Source organism: Actinocorallia libanotica (genome assembly GCF_039525175.1).
Taxonomy (GTDB): domain Bacteria; phylum Actinomycetota; class Actinomycetes; order Streptosporangiales; family Streptosporangiaceae; genus Actinocorallia; species Actinocorallia libanotica.
This window is the reverse complement of sequence record NZ_BAAAHH010000056.1, coordinates 19,775-35,481: the sequence shown is the minus strand read 5'-3', so window position 1 is coordinate 35,481 and position 15,707 is coordinate 19,775. Positions and strand designations below refer to the sequence as shown.

Annotated in this window: 13 protein-coding genes; 7 read left to right on the top strand and 6 right to left on the bottom strand. The window is 73.6% G+C overall.

The genetic code is table 11. The features are described from left to right. Window positions 1–130: 130 nt before the first annotated feature. The 3 genes from ABD140_RS36790 to ABD140_RS36780 form a co-directional block, all read right to left on the bottom strand. On the bottom strand, window positions 131–1,174 hold the full coding sequence (locus ABD140_RS36790) for an enolase C-terminal domain-like protein (RefSeq protein WP_344247080.1): 1,044 nt from the start codon (window positions 1,172–1,174) through the stop codon (window positions 131–133). 94 nt (window positions 1,175–1,268) lie between these two features. Continuing rightward, window positions 1,269–2,702, bottom strand: a complete 1,434-nt coding sequence (locus ABD140_RS36785) for an LCP family protein (protein WP_344247078.1) — start codon at window positions 2,700–2,702, stop codon at window positions 1,269–1,271. A gap of 102 nt (window positions 2,703–2,804) precedes the next feature. Further along, a complete protein-coding gene (locus ABD140_RS36780) occupies window positions 2,805–4,241 on the bottom strand; it encodes a GuaB1 family IMP dehydrogenase-related protein (RefSeq protein ID WP_344247076.1) in 1,437 nt (478 codons plus the stop codon). 197 nt (window positions 4,242–4,438) lie between these two features. Here ABD140_RS36780 and ABD140_RS36775 point away from each other — a divergent pair, with 197 nt between their 5' ends. From ABD140_RS36775 to ABD140_RS36765, 3 genes are all read left to right on the top strand, one after another. Further along, window positions 4,439–6,151, top strand: a complete 1,713-nt coding sequence (locus tag ABD140_RS36775) for an AfsR/SARP family transcriptional regulator (RefSeq protein ID WP_344247074.1) — start codon at window positions 4,439–4,441, stop codon at window positions 6,149–6,151. A gap of 208 nt (window positions 6,152–6,359) precedes the next feature. Continuing rightward, complete coding sequence (locus ABD140_RS36770) at window positions 6,360–7,256, top strand: Lrp/AsnC family transcriptional regulator (protein WP_344247072.1); 897 nt, start codon at window positions 6,360–6,362, stop codon at window positions 7,254–7,256. 88 nt (window positions 7,257–7,344) lie between these two features. Continuing rightward, window positions 7,345–8,202 carry a LysR family transcriptional regulator gene (locus ABD140_RS36765; RefSeq protein ID WP_344247070.1) on the top strand — a complete coding sequence of 286 codons (858 nt, stop codon included), beginning with the start codon at window positions 7,345–7,347 and terminating at the stop codon, window positions 8,200–8,202. Between the two features lie 20 nt (window positions 8,203–8,222). Here ABD140_RS36765 and folP read toward each other — a convergent pair whose 3' ends face one another. Continuing rightward, the gene (gene folP / locus ABD140_RS36760) at window positions 8,223–9,074 is read right to left on the bottom strand and encodes a dihydropteroate synthase (RefSeq protein WP_344247068.1); all 852 of its coding nucleotides are present in this window, start codon (window positions 9,072–9,074) and stop codon (window positions 8,223–8,225) included. 132 nt (window positions 9,075–9,206) lie between these two features. On the opposite strand from folP, the gene gmd reads away from it, so the two are divergent. Further along, window positions 9,207–10,325, top strand: coding sequence for a GDP-mannose 4,6-dehydratase (gene gmd / locus ABD140_RS36755; RefSeq protein WP_425544196.1), 1,119 nt, complete (start codon window positions 9,207–9,209; stop codon window positions 10,323–10,325). A gap of 82 nt (window positions 10,326–10,407) precedes the next feature. Beyond that, the gene (locus ABD140_RS36750) at window positions 10,408–12,417 is read left to right on the top strand and encodes a CehA/McbA family metallohydrolase (RefSeq protein WP_344247066.1); all 2,010 of its coding nucleotides are present in this window, start codon (window positions 10,408–10,410) and stop codon (window positions 12,415–12,417) included. On the opposite strand, the gene ABD140_RS36745 is transcribed toward ABD140_RS36750, so the two are convergent. Further along, complete coding sequence (locus ABD140_RS36745) at window positions 12,407–13,567, bottom strand: RtcB family protein (protein ID WP_344247082.1); 1,161 nt, start codon at window positions 13,565–13,567, stop codon at window positions 12,407–12,409. The two genes, ABD140_RS36750 and ABD140_RS36745, sit on opposite strands and share 11 nt — an antisense overlap. 133 nt (window positions 13,568–13,700) lie before the next feature. Further along, entirely contained in the window at window positions 13,701–14,219 is a 519-nt protein-coding gene (locus tag ABD140_RS36740) for a PaaI family thioesterase (protein WP_344247064.1), read from the bottom strand. 274 nt (window positions 14,220–14,493) lie between these two features. Here ABD140_RS36740 and ABD140_RS36735 point away from each other — a divergent pair, with 274 nt between their 5' ends. Further along, window positions 14,494–15,072 (top strand): hypothetical protein, encoded by a 579-nt coding sequence (locus tag ABD140_RS36735; protein WP_344247062.1) that lies wholly within the window; start codon window positions 14,494–14,496, stop codon window positions 15,070–15,072. Window positions 15,073–15,093: 21 nt separating this feature from the next. Beyond that, the gene (locus ABD140_RS36730; RefSeq protein ID WP_344247060.1) at window positions 15,094–15,639 is read left to right on the top strand and encodes a CGNR zinc finger domain-containing protein; all 546 of its coding nucleotides are present in this window, start codon (window positions 15,094–15,096) and stop codon (window positions 15,637–15,639) included. Window positions 15,640–15,707: the final 68 nt, after the last annotated feature.

Below are 15,707 nucleotides of genomic sequence, written 5' to 3'. Positions count from 1 at the left end.
TGTGGGAGAGTAGGTCACCGCCGCAATCATTGTGAGGAAAGGCCCTGGACATTCGTCCGGGGCCTTTCCGCATTTCCGGAGTGTTTCCCCACGGCCGTTTCCCGCAGCCCCCGACGTGCGGGGCGGCGGGTCAGCGGGTGGCGAAGTGGAGCTGGTCGGTGGCGAGGCGGATGAGGCGCGGCCCGTCGATGTCGTGGCCGAGGCCCGGCTGGGTGAGCGGGACGGCGACGACGCCGCCGTGGGCGCGCAGCGGCGGCGTGAGGTATTCGGGGCCGCCCACGAACTCGGTGATGTCGCTGGGGAGGGTGCAGCCGGGCAGGCTGGCCAGGGCGACGGAGGCGGCCTTGCCGATGCCGAAGACGCCCGAGCCGCCGCACCAGACGTCCCAGCCCGCCGCGTAGGCGCGGTCGTGGGCGCTGCGGGCGGTGGTGAGGCCGCCGAGGCGGCTGACGCGGAGGCTGAGGGCGCGGCCGGCGTCCATGGAGATCGCGGCGTCGAGGGCGTCGAGGTCGCCTATGTCGGGCGCGACGGCGGCGTGGACGGAGCGCTGCAGCACCGCGTGCGGGGCGAGCTCGGCGAAGGGGCGCTCGATGGCGACGAGGCCGTAGTCGTCGAGGGTCTCCAGCGCGGTGAGGTGCTCGGGGGAGTCGGTGTAGGAGCAGGCGCCGTCGATCTGGAGGGCGAGGGCCGGATAGGCCTGCCGGACGACGCGCAGCGGCTCGACGTCCCAGCCGGGGCGCACCTCCAGGGTGACGCGGGTCTGGCCGCTGCCGATGTACCGGTTGACCAGGGAGGGGAGCCCGTCGAGGTGCTGCTGGCAGGGGATGCGGGCGCCGGTGACGACGGACGTGCGGGTGCCGCCGAGGGCGTGCGCGACGGGGACCTGGTGGGCGCGGCCCCACAGGTCCCAGGCGGCGATCTCGACGGCGGCGGTGGCGCGCGGCCCGCCGAGGGCGGCGAGCCCGCCGAGGTCCTCGGGCCGCTCCCAGTCCAGGCCGGGCAGGGCGGGGCCGAGCCGCCGCGCGAGGTCGTTCCACGTCTCGCCGTCCAGGAGGGCGCTCTCGCCCCAGCCGACGGTGCCGTCCTCGGCGGTGAGGCACACCAGGGCGCTCTCGGGGCGGCGGCCGCGGTGCAGCGCGACACGGTAGGCCCGGAACTCCACGATGGTGGGCACAGTTCACGCCTTTCGGTTCCTCGCCGCGGTTCACTCGCCTTTCATGATCTCACGTTCCGCGCCCGCCGCCCGGCGAGCGGCCGGGAGAATGTGGTCAGGACGGGCACGTCTCGTCCAGGGAGACGGGCCGGGCGGCGTCGGGCGACGCCGAAGGCCGCGCGGCGTTCGCGGACGCGGTCGGCGCCGCGGAGGCCGCGGCCTTGCGCGTGGCCGCCGCCTTGTGCGAGGCCTTCGCCTCCCCGCCCCAGAGGGCGTGGTCGGCCCGCGCCCGGATGAGGCCGTAGTCCGGGTCGGCCGAGGTGATGAGCGGGGGGACGAACGGGAGGCTGGTGATCCGGCCCCGGCTCTTCACCTTCTCGGCCAGCTCCAGGAAGGCGGGCAGCAGGGAGGGTGGGATGTCGGTGGAGACGGTGCGCCGCGCGGCCGCGGCCAGCTGCTGGAAGCGCGGAAGGATCCGGTACGGCTCAGCCTGGCGGGCCATGGCGCGCATCAGGCACTTCTGGCGGGCCATGCGGGTGTAGTCGTCGCTGCCGGTCCGGGACCGCCCGTACCACAGGGCCTGGGTCCCGCTCAGGCGGTGGCGCCCGGCGGGGAGCAGCCCCTCGTCCCGCGCGCCGTAGGCGATGTCCTCCGGGATCACCACCTCGACCCCGCCCATCGCGTCGATGAGCCTGGCGAACCCCCGCATGTCGACGAGGACGTGGTAGTGCACCGGCTGGCCGAGCGCCGCTTCGACGGCGGGGCGCAGGAGGGCGGGGCCGCGCCTGCCGGGCGGCACGCCGGGCACGACCTCCGGGTGGTCCTCGGCGTACTGGTACACCTCGTTCAGCATGCCCGGGGTCATCGGCCCGTCGCCGGTGAACCCGTCGGGGAAGCGTTCGAGGGCGGGCCCGGGGGGCATCGGAACGCGTTCGAGGTTGCGGGGGAGGCTCAGCAGGACGGTGTCGCCGGTGCGGGTGTCGATGCTGGCGAGCGTGATGCTGTCGGTGCGCACCCCGAACCGGTTGCGGCCGGCGTCGCCGCCCAGCAGCAGGACGTTCAGCCGGGGCAGGCCGGCCCAGGGGTTCGCGCGCCCCTCGGCGCGGGCGTGGTCGGCCGAGCCGAAGATGGACAGCAGGGCGCCGCGGTAGAGGAAGGCGGCGTGGGCGGCGACGAGGAACGGCGCGGAGACGGCCAGGCACAGCAGGACCACCGCGCAGGCGCCCGCGGCCCGTGCCGGGGCGTGCAGGCCCGCGGGCCGCACGAGGAACCAGGAGCGGGCGACGACGCCCGCCCACACCGCGGCCAGCAGGAGGCCGGCGGCCGTGGTGAAGGCCAGCCAGCCGGGGCTGAACGCCAGCCTGAGCAGCTCCGGCCGGGGACCGAAGGGCACGCTGACGACCAGCCCCGCGAGCAGCGTGTGGGAGGCGAGGAGGGCCGCGCCGGTCAGCCGCCGTCCCGTGCGCAGGTGGGCCACGCCCCAGACCAGGGCGGACGCGGCGGTCAGCGCCAGCGCGCGCCCCAGTCCGTGCCTTCGGCGCCGTGCCATGCCCGGTTCCCCCCTCCCGCAAGATCGAATTCGGGAAGATCAGCGTGAGCCATCCGGGCGCGGTGTGCCAGTCACGTCACGGCGTGTCACCGAAGGAGGCGTTCACCAGCTGCTTGACAGCGGCATCCCCTCGGCGTAGCCCGAGGCGCTCTGCACCCCGACGACGGCGCGCTCGTGGAACTCCTCCAGCGTCGAGGCGCCCGCGTAGGTGCAGGAGCTGCGCAGCCCGGCGACGATCCAGTCGATGAGGTCCTCCACGCCGGGGCGCTGCGGGTCGAGGTGCATCTTCGAGGTGGAGATGCCCTCCTCGAACAACGCCTTGCGGGCGCGGTCGAAGGGGCTGTCCTCGCTGGTGCGCAGCCGCACCGCGCGGGCGGAGGCCATGCCGAAGCTCTCCTTGTACAGCCGCCCGTCGGCGTCGTGCTGCATGTCGCCGGGCGACTCGTACGTGCCGGCGAACCAGGAGCCGACCATCACGCTGGAGGCGCCGGCGGCCAGCGCCAGCGCCACGTCGCGCGGGTGCCGCACGCCCCCGTCGGCCCAGACGTGCCGGCCCAGGCGGCGCGCCTCGGCCGCGCACTCCAGGACGGCCGAGAACTGCGGCCTGCCCACGCCCGTCATCATCCGGGTGGTGCACATGGCGCCGGGGCCGACGCCGACCTTGACGATGTCGGCGCCCGCGGCCACCAGGTCGCGCACGCCCTCGGCGGTGACGACGTTCCCGGCCGCGACGGGCACCTGCGGGTCCAGCCCGCGCACCGCCTCCAGGGCGCTGATCATCTTCTCCTGGTGGCCGTGCGCGGTGTCCACCACCAGCAGGTCGGCCCCGGCCTCCAGGAGGGCCTTGGCCTTGCCCGCGACGTCGCCGTTGACGCCGACGGCCACCGCGATCCGCAGCCGTCCGGCGTCGTCGACCGCGGGCTGGTAGAGGGTGGCCCGCAGCGCCCCGGTGCGGGTGAGCACGCCCACCAGCCGCCGCTGCCCGTCGACCACGGGCGCCAGCCGGTGCCCGCGCCCGTGCAGGACCTCGAAGGCCTCCTTGGCCTCCACCGCGTCAGGCAGCGTCAGCAGGTCGCGGGACATGACGTCGCGCAGCTGGGAGAAGCGGTCGACGCCCTGGCAGTCGGCCTCGGTGACGATGCCGACCGGCTCGCCGTCCTGCACCACGATGACCGCGTTGTGCGCGCGCTTGGGCAGCAGGCCCAGCGCCTCCCCGACGGTGTCGCCGGGCCCCAGCGTGAGGGGCGTGTCGAACACCAGGTGGCGTGACTTCACCCAGCGCACGACGTCGGCGACCACCTCGATCGGGATGTCCTGGGGGATGACCGTGATCCCGCCGCGCCGTGCGACGGTCTCGGCCATCCGGCGGCCGGAGACGGCGGTCATGTTGGCGACCACGAGCGGGACCGTCGCCCCGCTGCCGTCGCGGGTGGCCAGGTCCACGTCCAGCCGGGACCCGACCGACGAGCGCGCCGGGACCATGAAGACGTCGTTGTAGGTGAGGTCGTGAGCTATCCGCTCCGCGTTGAGCAACCGCAAGGCCCTGCCAATCGTCCGGGGACACTGCTGGGTCTACCTACCCGCGGCGGCCGGTTTCGATGGGGCCGGGCGGCGCGTGGCGGGAAATACCGCCGGAAGACCTTGACATCCTTTGTTAGATCATTGCACTTTTCTTACATGGCCGTCTTACAGGACGGCTGACGGGGGAGTCGAGGTTGGGACACGGAGAACGCGTCATGCGGGTGAGGCTCCTCGGCCCGGTCGAGCTGTGCGGCGAGCACGGGGCGGTGCCGGTGGGCCCGCGCGCCCGGGCGGTGCTGGCCGCGCTGGCGCTGGAGGCGGGCCGGCCGGTGGGCGTCCAGCGCCTGGCGCGCGCGGTGTGGCCGCCCTCGCCTCCGGCGACCGCGACCACCCAGATCCAGGGCTGCGTGTCGGCGCTGCGCCGGGCGTTCGGGCCGGCGCGGGAGCTGCTGGTGACCTGCCCTCCGGGCTACCTGCTGGCCCTGGACGCCGACGCGGTGGACGCCCTGGACTTCGCGCGCAAGGCGGGACTGGCCCGCACGGCCGCGCGGCTCGGCGACGGCGAGCGGGCCGCGCTGCTGCTGCGCCAGGCGCTGAGCGGCTGGCGCGGCCCGGCGCTGGAGGGCGTCCCCGGGCTGTACGCCGAGGCCGCGCAGCTGGAGGAGCAGCGGCTGCTCGCCCTGGAGGCGCGCCTCCAGGCCGACCTGGCCCGGGGGATGGCCGCCGGCCTGGTGCCCGAGCTGACGGCGCTGTGCGCCGCGCACCCGCTGCGCGAACGCTTCCACGGCCAGCTCATGACGGCGCTGGCCCGTTCGGGGCGGAAACCCGCCGCGCGGGAGGCCTACCGCCGGGTGCGCGAGGCGCTCGTCGGCGAGCTGGGCCTGGAGCCGGGCCAGGAGCTACGCCGTATCCAGCGCGACGTGCTGGCCGGCCCCGAGCCGGCGGAGACGACGCTGCCGTACGATCCGGCGGACTTCACCGGCCGGGCGGCCGAGACGCTCCGCGTGGCCGAGGCCGTCACCTCGGCGGCGCTGCCGATCGTGGTGATCAGCGGCAGGCCCGGGGCGGGCTCCACCTCCCTGGCCGTGCACGCCGCCCACCAGCTGCGCCGCCGCTTCCCCGACGGCTGCCTCTACGCCGACCTGCACTTCACCGCCGAGCCCCTGGAGGTGCTCGGCAGGCTGCTGCGCATGCTGGGCGTGGCCGAGCCGCCGCCGGGACTCGCCGAGCGCGCCGAGCTGTACCGGGCGCGCACCCGCGGGCGGCGGCTGCTGGTCATCCTCAACGACGCCTCCGCCGAGCGGCAGGTGCTGCCGCTGCTGCCGGGCGGCGAGGGGCCCGGCGTGCTCGTCACCGGGCGCAGCAGGCTCAGCGCGCTGCCCGGCGCCGTCCACGTGGAGTTGGCGCCGCTGCCGCCCGGGGAGGCGCTGGAGCTGCTGGCGCGGGTCGCCGGGTACGGCAGGGTCGCCGCCGCGCCCGAGGCGGCGCGGCGGCTGGTGGAGCTGTGCGACAGGCTCCCGCTGGCGGTGCGCTCCGCCGCCGCCCGGCTGGCGGGCAAGCCGCACTGGCGGCTGGCCGACCTGGTCTTCCGGCTGGCCGACGAGGACCGGCGGCTGGGCGAGCTGGCGCACGGCGACCTGGACGTGCGGCCGGGCCTGGCGGCCAGCCACGCGCGGCTCTCGGCGCGGGCGCGGCGGGTGTTCGCCCGGCTGGCCGACGGATCCTTCGCGCGGCTGGCCGACGGGTCCTTCGACCGGGGGGAGCCGGACGACCTCCTGGAGGAGCTGGTCGACGCGCGGTTGCTGGAGGTGGTCCGGTGCGAGGACAGCGGTCGGATGAGCTTCCGGCCGCCGGGACTGGTGCGGTGTTTCGCGCGCGGGCTGTCCCCGAGGACAGAAGTGGGAAACGCCACCGATGACCGAGGCTGATCTCCGGTGCTGTTCCGCTGCGGCGGACTCCGCCCTCACCGCTTTTTCGGATATCCAACCGCTCCGGACCCCCGCTTCGGCGGTAGTGGAACGGGGCAAACACGAGCAAGATCAAAATTTCCCACGAACGGCCGGAAAATGTAAGGATCTTGCATCGCTTCTTTCAAGGTCCGACCGGCCTCGAACCCCCACGACAGGAGGACTCCCCGTGCTGGATGCAGTGGACTCCGTGCTGGTCCGCGAGCTCCAGCGGGACGGCCGGGCGACGTTCCAGGCTCTCGCCGATCGCGTCGGGCTCTCTCGCACCGCCGTCCGTGCCCGCGTGCAAGGACTGCTCGAAGAAGGCATCGTCCGTGTGGTGGGCATCGTGCACGCCCAGGTCATCGGGGCCGGCGCGGTCGGCCACCTGACCGTGGTCAGTGCCGGAGCCGCCCGCGACGTCGCCCAGGAGCTGGCCAAGCAGCCCGCGGTCTGCTTCGCCGGCCTGACAACCGGCCCGCATGCCGTCGTCGCCGAGGCGCGAGCCCGCGACGACGGGGCCCTCGCGGCCGTCGTCGACGACATCAGACAGCTGCCGGGGGTCTCCTCGGTGGAGGTCTTCCGCTCGGTCGACGTGGTCAAGGACACCCACTCGGTGGTGCGTCCGCTCGGCGAGGTGGTGCTCGACGACATCGACTGGCGCCTGTTGCAGGAGCTGCAACGGGACGGCCGCGCCCCCTACACCAGGCTCGCCGGGGTGATCGGGCTCTCCCAGGCGGCCACCAGGGCCCGCGTGGTGCGGCTGATGCGCTCGGGGGTGATCCAGGTGACCGGCCTGGCGGCCCCGGCCGCCCTGGGCAATCTGGAGCTCGCCGCGTTCGGCGTGGTGGCCGGCTCCGCGGCCCGCCGGGTGGCGCGCGAGCTGGGGGAGCTGGACGCGGTGCGCTACCTGTCGTCGGGCTTCGGCAGGTTCGACCTCATCGGGCGGATCGAGGCGGGCTCGCCCGCGGCCCTGGTGGACGCGCTGGACGCCGTGCGCTCCGTGGAGGGGGTGCAGGACCTGGACTCATGGCACGTGCTGGACATCGTGAAGGAGTCCTACGCCGTCGACCTCCCCGACCGGTAGTCGCGTCAATCGTCCACGTAACTAGTTACAACCGGTGACTTTCCGGCATGTACCAGCTACGAGGCCGCGGTTGCCATACCGTCGGAGCATGAATCTGCGGCAGTTGCGCTACGTCGTGGCCACCGCCGACCACGGCACGATGACGTCGGCGGCACAGGCGCTTTACGTCGCTCAGCCAGCTCTTTCCCGGGCCGTGCGGGAGCTGGAACGCGAACTGGGGACGGAGCTGTTCGCGCGGTCCGGGCGGGGGGTGGTGCTGACCACGGCGGGGGAGCAGGTGGTGCGCCAGGCCCGGATCGCGCTGGGAGCGGTCGACGCCATCGAGGCGGTGAGCCGCTCCGGCGGCAGGGGCGCGGAGCTGCGCATCGCCGCCACCCCCACGCTGGAGCCCGAGCTGACCGGCAGGCTGCTGCCGCGCTTCGCCCGGGAGCAGCCCGCCGTGCGGGTCAGGGTGGTGCGCTGCGAGGGCAGGGAGGCGGTCGGGGCGGCGGTCCGCACCGGCCGCGCCGACCTGGCGGTGACGGATTTGCCCGTCCCCGGCGACCTGGCGGCCCACCCCCTGGAGCAGCGGGAGGTGGTCCTGGTCTCGGCGCCCGCCCTCAAGCTGCGCGACCCGGTGCCGCTGGCGGCCCTGGACGGGCTGCGGCTGATCATGCCGACCCGGGGCACCGCCCGGCGGGCCGAGCTCGACGCCATGCTGGCCCGGATCGGCGCGAGCGCGGTGACCGCGGTGGAGTCCGACGAGCGCGGCGCCTGGCCCGGCTGGGTGCGGGCGGGCCGCGGATCCCTGCTGTGGTACCGCAACCAGATCGAGGACACCGAGGGGCTGGTGGTGCGCTCGCTGATGCCGCCGATCACCCGTACCATCGGGCTGGTGCACGCCCACCGCGCGCTCACCCCGGTGGCCCGCGAGTTCCTGGCCTACGCCAAGGAGCACGCCGGCTGACGGCGGCGGACGGGTGGCGGTCAGCGCGCGCCGTCGCGCAGCGCCGCCACCCGGGTCAGCGCCCCGCGCGCACCGGCCACGTCGTGCACCCGGAAGACGCGGGCGCCCTGCCAGGCCGAGACGCCCAGCACGGCCATCGTGCCCACGCCCCGCTTGTCCACCGGGCGGCCCAGGGCCTCGCCGATGAAGTCCTTGTTGGACACCGCCACCAGCACGGGCCAGCCGGTGGCGACCAGCTCGCCGAGCCGGCGGCTGATCTCCAGCGACTGGCGGGTGTTCTTGCCGAAGTCGTGGGCGGGGTCGATGAGCAGCGACTCCCGCGGCACGCCCAGGGCCAGGGCGCGCTCGGCCTCGGCGGTGACGTGCGCGATGACCGCGGCCACCACGTCGTCGTAGCCGACCCGGTGCGGGCGGGTGCGGGGGACCTGCCGCCCGGCGTGCGCGCAGACCAGGCCCAGGCCGTGCTCGGCGGCGACGGCGGCCAGCTCGGGGTCGGGGCCGCCCCAGGTGTCGTTCAGCAGGTCGGCTCCGGCTCTGGCGACCGCGTCGCCGACCTCGGCGCGCCAGGTGTCGACGCTGATGATGACGCCGGGGTGGCGCTCGCGGACGGCGGCGACGGTGTCCACCACCCGCCGCAGCTCCTCGGCGACGTCCACGTCGTCGCCGGGCCCGGCCTTCACCCCGCCGATGTCGATGATGTCGGCGCCCTCGGCGACCGCCCGGTCGACGGCGGCCAGCGCGGCGTCGAAGGCGTAGGTGGCGCCCCGGTCGTAGAAGGAGTCGGGGGTCCGGTTGAGCACCGCCATGATCGAGTGTTCGCCCAGGTCACGCCCGCCGAGCCTGAGCGGCGCGGTGCGCCCGTCGCCTTCCATGGCCACTCCCGAAGTCGTCTTTCGCCGATCGTCAGAGGGTCACACAACCGGCCGCCGGAGCGCGAATCGTGCCTTCCGCCATGAATCTCATTCGGCTTAACGAGCCCCCGGTCTACTCAGAAGTATCTATGTGTGGATAACCTCTCTTTCACACGATTTATTCTGTTCTTCCAGATAGGCCGTGCCTTCGGGTACATCAGAGGGGGGTTCCCGCTGACCAGGCGAGCGCTCATCACCGGTATCACCGGCCAAGACGGCTCCTACCTCGCCGAGCACCTGCTCGAGCAGGGGTACGAGGTCTGGGGACTGGTACGCGGGCAGGCCAACCCCCATGTGGCGAGGCTGCGCAAGCACATCGGCGAGGTGCAGATCATCACCGGCGACCTGCTGGACCAGGGGTCGCTCATCTCCGCCGTCGAGCAGGTCCAGCCCGACGAGGTGTACAACCTCGGCGCCATCTCCTACGTGCCGATGTCGTGGCAGCAGGCGGAGCTGACCGCCGGGGTCACCGGCATGGGCGCGCTGCGGATGCTGGAGGCCATCCGGGTCGTCAGCGGGATCGGCGGATCGCGCACCGTGGACCCGCGCTCCCAGATCCGCTTCTACCAGGCCTCGTCCTCGGAGATGTTCGGCCAGGTGCGCGAGACCCCGCAGAACGAGCTGACGCCCTTCCACCCGCGCAGCCCGTACGGGGTGGCCAAGACCTACGGCCACTTCATCACGATGAACTACCGCGAGTCGTACGGGATGTTCGCCGTCAGCGGCATCCTGTTCAACCACGAGTCGCCGCGGCGGGGCGCGGAGTTCGTCACCCGCAAGGTCAGCCTCGGCGCCGCCCGGATCAAGCTGGGGCTCGCCACGGAGCTGCGGCTGGGCAACCTCGACGCGCGCCGCGACTGGGGCTTCGCCGGCGACTACGCCAAGGCGATGCGGATGATGCTGGCCCAGGAGACCCCCGAGGACTACGTGATCGGCACCGGCGTCACCCGCTCGGTGCGCGAGCTGGTCGAGCTGGCCTTCGCCACCGTCGGGCTGAACTGGGAAGACCACGTCGTCCTGGACTCCCGCTACACCCGGCCCGCCGAGGTCGACCTGCTGTGCGCCGACCCCAAGAAGGCGCGCGAGCAGCTCGGCTGGGAGCCCGAGGTGACGTTCGAGGAGCTGGTGGCGATGATGGTCGAGTCGGACCTGGCGCTGCTGTCCTTCTCCAACCGCCCCGAGGCGGAACCTTTCAGCCCCGAGCACTGGTGACGGTAGAAGGTTCCTGATACCGCGCTGGCCCCCATCGGCCAGCGGCTTGTCCCTCCGCGGAGCGCTCCCGCAGCGTGGGGGCATGTGCATCGATCATGAACTCCCCGCGGCGGTGGCCCGGACGCTGGAGGCCTACCGGGCCGTCGTCGCCGAGCACGGCGCCAACTGGAGGGAGTCCGACCGGTCGCTCTACGGACCGCTCGTGCCCTACCTGCGGCACGTGCGGCACGCCGAGCTGCTGGCCGGGCCGGTCGCCGCGGCGCTGGCCGAGGGGCGTTCGCCGACCGAGGCGGTCGACGGCGCGGCGCGGGGCGACCTGGCCGCGGCGTTCCGGGACGCCCTGCGCGGCCGGGTCCCCGACGGGGTGATCGTGCTGCGGCTGACCCCCGAGGGCCCGCGGTTCGCCGTCCCCGGCGCCGTCCAGCCCGTCCTGCGGGGGGAGCGGCTGGAGCACCTGCTCCTCGTGGAGTCGCGGCTGGACGCCGAGGCCCTCGTCGAGCCGTTCGGCAGGGTGCCGCCCGGCGGATGCGCGGTCTGGGAGGTCCTGGTCGGCGCGGACCCGGGTTTCCTCGCCGTCGACGGAGCACCGGTCGAGGTGCCGGCCGTCGTCCGGGAGGCGGAGGCCGCCACGCTGCGGGTGCGCTCGTCGGCCATGTGCCGCTGGTCGGTGCTCAGCCCGCAGGGGCGCGGCTGGTTCCCCGAGGAGTCGCTGCGCAAGTGGGACGCCCGGGGCCGCGCCTACTTCCACGCCGAAGAGGCGATCCTCGACGTCCCCGCGGGCGAGTTGGAGGTCGTCGCCGCCCGGGGGATGGACCACGAGGTGCGGCGGGTCCGGGTCGTCCTGGAGCCGGGCGGGGAGGCCGTGGTCGAACTCGACCCCGCGCCGGTGCGCGACCCCGCCGCCGACGGCTGGTACGGGGGCGATCTGCACCTGCACTTCAACTTCGCCGGGGACCAGGTGGCGGGCCCCGCGGAGGCGGCTCTCATGCAGCGGGGAGAGGCGCTGCACATGATGAACCCGCTGGCCGCCAACGCCACCACCTCCTTCGTCTACGACCGGGAGGCGTTCACCGAGTGGCTCGGCCGCGACCTGCCGTGGTCGACCCCGGACCTGGTCGCCCGCATGGGCACGGAGTACCGCAACGACCTGCTCGGCCATTTCGCCGCCTTCGGACCGCTGTCCGAGCCGTCCCGCTACTACGCGGGGCACGCCGAGTCGGACGCCCCCGCCGACTCGCCGTCCAACGCCCACATGTGCGCCGAGCTGCGCCGCAGGGGCGCCGTCATCATCTGGGCGCACCCCCTGACCGCGGACGCCGAGGACCCGCTGGACGTGCTGTTCGGCTGGGGCAGCCGCTCCTGCGAGGCGCGCGAGCTGGTGGTCGACGCGGCGCTGGACCTGGTCGACGGGCTGGACGTGCTCAACCACCTGTCCTGCACCGGCACCGCCCGCATCTACCGGCGGCTGCTGGGCGCGGGCGTCCGGCTCGCGGCCACCGCGGGCACGGACGTGATGCTCTCCTACGGCCGCCTGGGCACCTACTCCAACCCGCCGGGCTGGGCACGGGTCTACGCCCGCCTGGAGGGGCCGCTGAGCGTCCCGGCCTTCCAGGACGCCGTCCGGGCCGGACGCACCTTCGCCACCAACGGGCCATGGCTGACTTTGGAGGCCGACGGGCAGGGGCCGGGCTCCCTGCTGGACGTCGAACGAGGGCGGACCGTACGGGTCGTCGCCACCGCCGTCGGAGCCGACCGCCTGCGCGTCTACGACGCCGCCGGAGTCGTCGCCGAGGGCTCGGGCCGGGTGGAGTTCGCCTACCGGGTGGCCGAACCCACCTACCTGGTGGCCGAGGCCGACGGGGAGGCGCGCCCCGACGACCTCGACCCCCGGGGGCGCTACGCGCACACCAGCCCCGTCCAGCTCGCCGTGTCGGGGCGCTCCGTGGCGCGGGCGGAGGACGTGCGCTGGTGCCTGGAGTGGCTGGACCGGCTGGAGGCGCTGATCCGGGAGCACGGCGCCGAGCCCGACCGCTCCCTGTTCGACCTGCTGGAGCAGGCCAGGGCCCGCTACCGCTCCCGGATCAGCCCTTGACGCACACCAGCTGCCGCAGGTGGGCGACGACCTCGACCAGGTCTCCCTGCGCCTCGATGACCGACTCCAGGTCCTTGTAGGCGCCGGGGATCTCGTCCAGGACGCCGGAGTCCTTGCGGCACTCCACGCCCAGCGTCTGCGCCTCCAGATCGGCCACGGTGAAGCGCTTGCGCGCCTGGGTGCGGCTCATCCTGCGGCCCGCCCCGTGCGAGGCGGAGTTGAACGACTCCTCGTTGCCCAGGCCGCGCACGATGTACGTGCCCGTCGCCATGGAGCCGGGGATGATCCCCAGGTCGCCCCGGCCGGCCCGGATGGCGCCCTTGCGGGTGACGATGACGTCGACGCCGCCGTAGGCCTCCTCCGCCACGTAGTTGTGGTGGCACGAGATCGGCTGGTCCCAGCGCACCCGGCGCCCCGGGAAGCACTCCTCGACGGCGTTGACGGTGAGCGCGAGCATCACCGCGCGGTTGCGCCGGGCGTACTCCTGGGCCCAGTACAGGTCGCGCCGGTAGGCGTCCATCTCCGGGGTGCCGGTGAGGAACACCGCGAGGTCCCGGTCGGGCAGATCCTGGTTGTGCGGCAGTTTTCCGGCGGCCTCGATATGGTACTGGGCCAGTTCGTTGCCGATTCCCCGGGAACCGGAGTGGAGCACGATCCACACGGCTCCGGAACTGTCGGAGCACAGTTCCCAGAAATGGTTTCCCGAACCCAGCGAGCCCATTTGCGACCGGGCCTTGCCGAATTTATCGGACCTGCCGCGCACGGCCGGGTGCAGTTCCTCGAAGCCCTTCCAGAACTCGTACCAGCTGCGCTCGCGCAGCCCCCGCACCCCCGACGGGTCGACCGGCGTGCGGTGCGCGCCGCGGCCCACGGGCAGGACCCGCTCCACCCGGGAGCGCAGCCGCCCCAGGTCGGCGGGCAGGTCGGCGGTGTCGAGGTCGCTGCGCACCGCGGTCATGCCGCAGCCGATGTCCACGCCGACCGCCGCGGGGCAGACCGCGTCGCGCATGGCGATGACCGACCCGACCGTGGCGCCCTTGCCGTAGTGCACGTCGGGCATGACGGCGAGCCCGTGGATCCACGGGAGGGCCGCCACGTTCTCCAGCTGGGCGAGCGCCTGTTCCTCGACCTCCGCGGGATCGGCCCACATCCGGATCGGGACGGTGCCTCCCGGCAGCACCTGAGGGGACAACACCGGCTCCTTCGTCTTGGTTTCTGCGAGAATGTGCAGGAACTATGGAGACACAACCGGTAACGAATGATCAAATGGTTTTCATTCCGCCCTACAGGTCCGGATCGTGCGGCTGGGTGCCCTCCATCGGCCGCAGGGCCTGGCGCTGCGGGACGATCATCATCGAGAAGTCCGCGGTGGCGATGATGCGCTCCTCCAGGTCGGTGACCCGGCACTCCACGATCACCAGCTGCCGGCCGACCTTGATCACTTCGGCGCGGGCGTGGACGACGTCGCCGTGGGGGCGGCCGAGGTAGCGCACGTGCAGGTCGGCGGTGACGAGGCTCTGCTCGCCCGGGGTGAAGCCGCTGCCGCGGGCCGCCGCGCTGCCGGCCGCCACGTCGATGAGGGTGGCGATCGCCCCGCCGTGCAGGTTGGCCGTGCTGTTGAAGGCCTCCTCGCGCACGGGCATCGCCACGACCGAGTGCCGCTCGCCGATCTCCACGAGCTCCAGGCCCAGCAGGTGGTGGAGCGGGGTGTTGCGGCGCAGCTGCGCGCGGATGAACTCCTGGTCGGGCTCGGGAAGGTCGGCGACCCTGATGGTCCCGTCGCCCGGTGTCCACTCGCTCATGGTCGGCTCCTCTCCGTCCCGGGTGGCTTTCCGCGGGGGGACCATTATCGGCACGGTCCATACCGGGTGCCCGCGCGGGGGCGGCCGTGCGATGATGCGGTGTCCGCCGAGCCGCTCCGTCACCCGGAGCGGACGATGGCGACTCTCCGTGCACATCCTTTCACGGGCTGATGCCGGAACCACCCGAAGTACATCGTGGTCTTCCCCCACGTGATAAACCAAAGAGCGCCAACCGCGGGATGTTGGCCGTCAGGAAAAAAGGCGGAGGTGGCTGGTGCCGAAGAGGCACGCGCTCGACGGGGCGACGGCGGCGATGAACGCCGCCGCACAGGTGCTCGCCGTCCGGGGCAAGGCCGAACCCCAGGAGTTCGACAACGCCGACGTCCAGTGGGCGATGCGGGCCCGTGAGGGAGTGTGGACGCCCACCCGGGACAAGCAGCGCATCCACGTGTCCCTGGACTGCGCGGCCGGCGACCGCGCGGCCACCGTGCTGCGGCCGAGCCTGCGGGTGTTCGCCGGGATCGACGTCGACACCGACATCGTGGCCCAGACGCTCGCGGACGGCATCCGCCTGGTGACGGTCGTGCACGGGCCCGAGGCCCCCACGTCCTTCCGCTTCACGGTCTCGCTGCCCGAGGGCCTGGCCCTGGAGGCGATGCCCTCGGGCGGCTTCGACGTGGTCAACCTCCGCTACGGCGCCACGGTCGGCCGCTTCTACAGCCCCTGGGCCTGCGACGCGCTCTTCCGCTCCATCAAGGCGCGCTACGAGCTGGACGGCAACACGATCGTGATGCGCGTCCCGCACGAGGGCGCCGCCTACCCGGTGGTGGCCGATCCGCATTACTCCATATGAGCGGGGCGCTAGGCTCTCCGCATGATTTTCACCCATGACACCGAGCACGCCCTCGGCATCATGGTGGACCTGGTCAACAGCGCCGAGGGCGGCCGCGAGGGACTGCCCGACCTGACGGCGCTGCGCTCCTTCGTGGCCGCCTCGCGGATGAGCGGGGTGCCCTCCCTGCGGGAGGAGGACCTGGCCCAGGTGCGGCGGCTGCGCGCGGCGTTCCGGGAGGTCTTCCTCGCGCCGGACCCCGCGGCCGCCGTCCCGCTGGTCAACACGCTGCTCGGCGCGGTCCGCGTCACCCCCCACCTGACCGACCACGACGGCTACGACTGGCACGTGCACTTCTTCGCGCCCGGCAGCCGGGTGGGCGAGCACCTGGCCGTCGAGTGCGGGATGGCCCTGGCGTACGTGCTGGCCGCCGGGGAGCTGGACCGGCTGAGCGCGTGCGCGGCCGACGGCTGCGACCGCGTCCTGGTCGACCTGTCCCGCAACCGCTGCCGCCGTTTCTGCGACAGCAGGACGTGCGGCAACCGCGCGCACGTCGCCGCGTACCGGGCCCGCAGACGCACCGGCTGAATCCGATGCCCTGCCGCCGTTCGGTCCACCGAAGATCGTAAGTAAGGTGAAGGGCGCCGAGAGGAGTG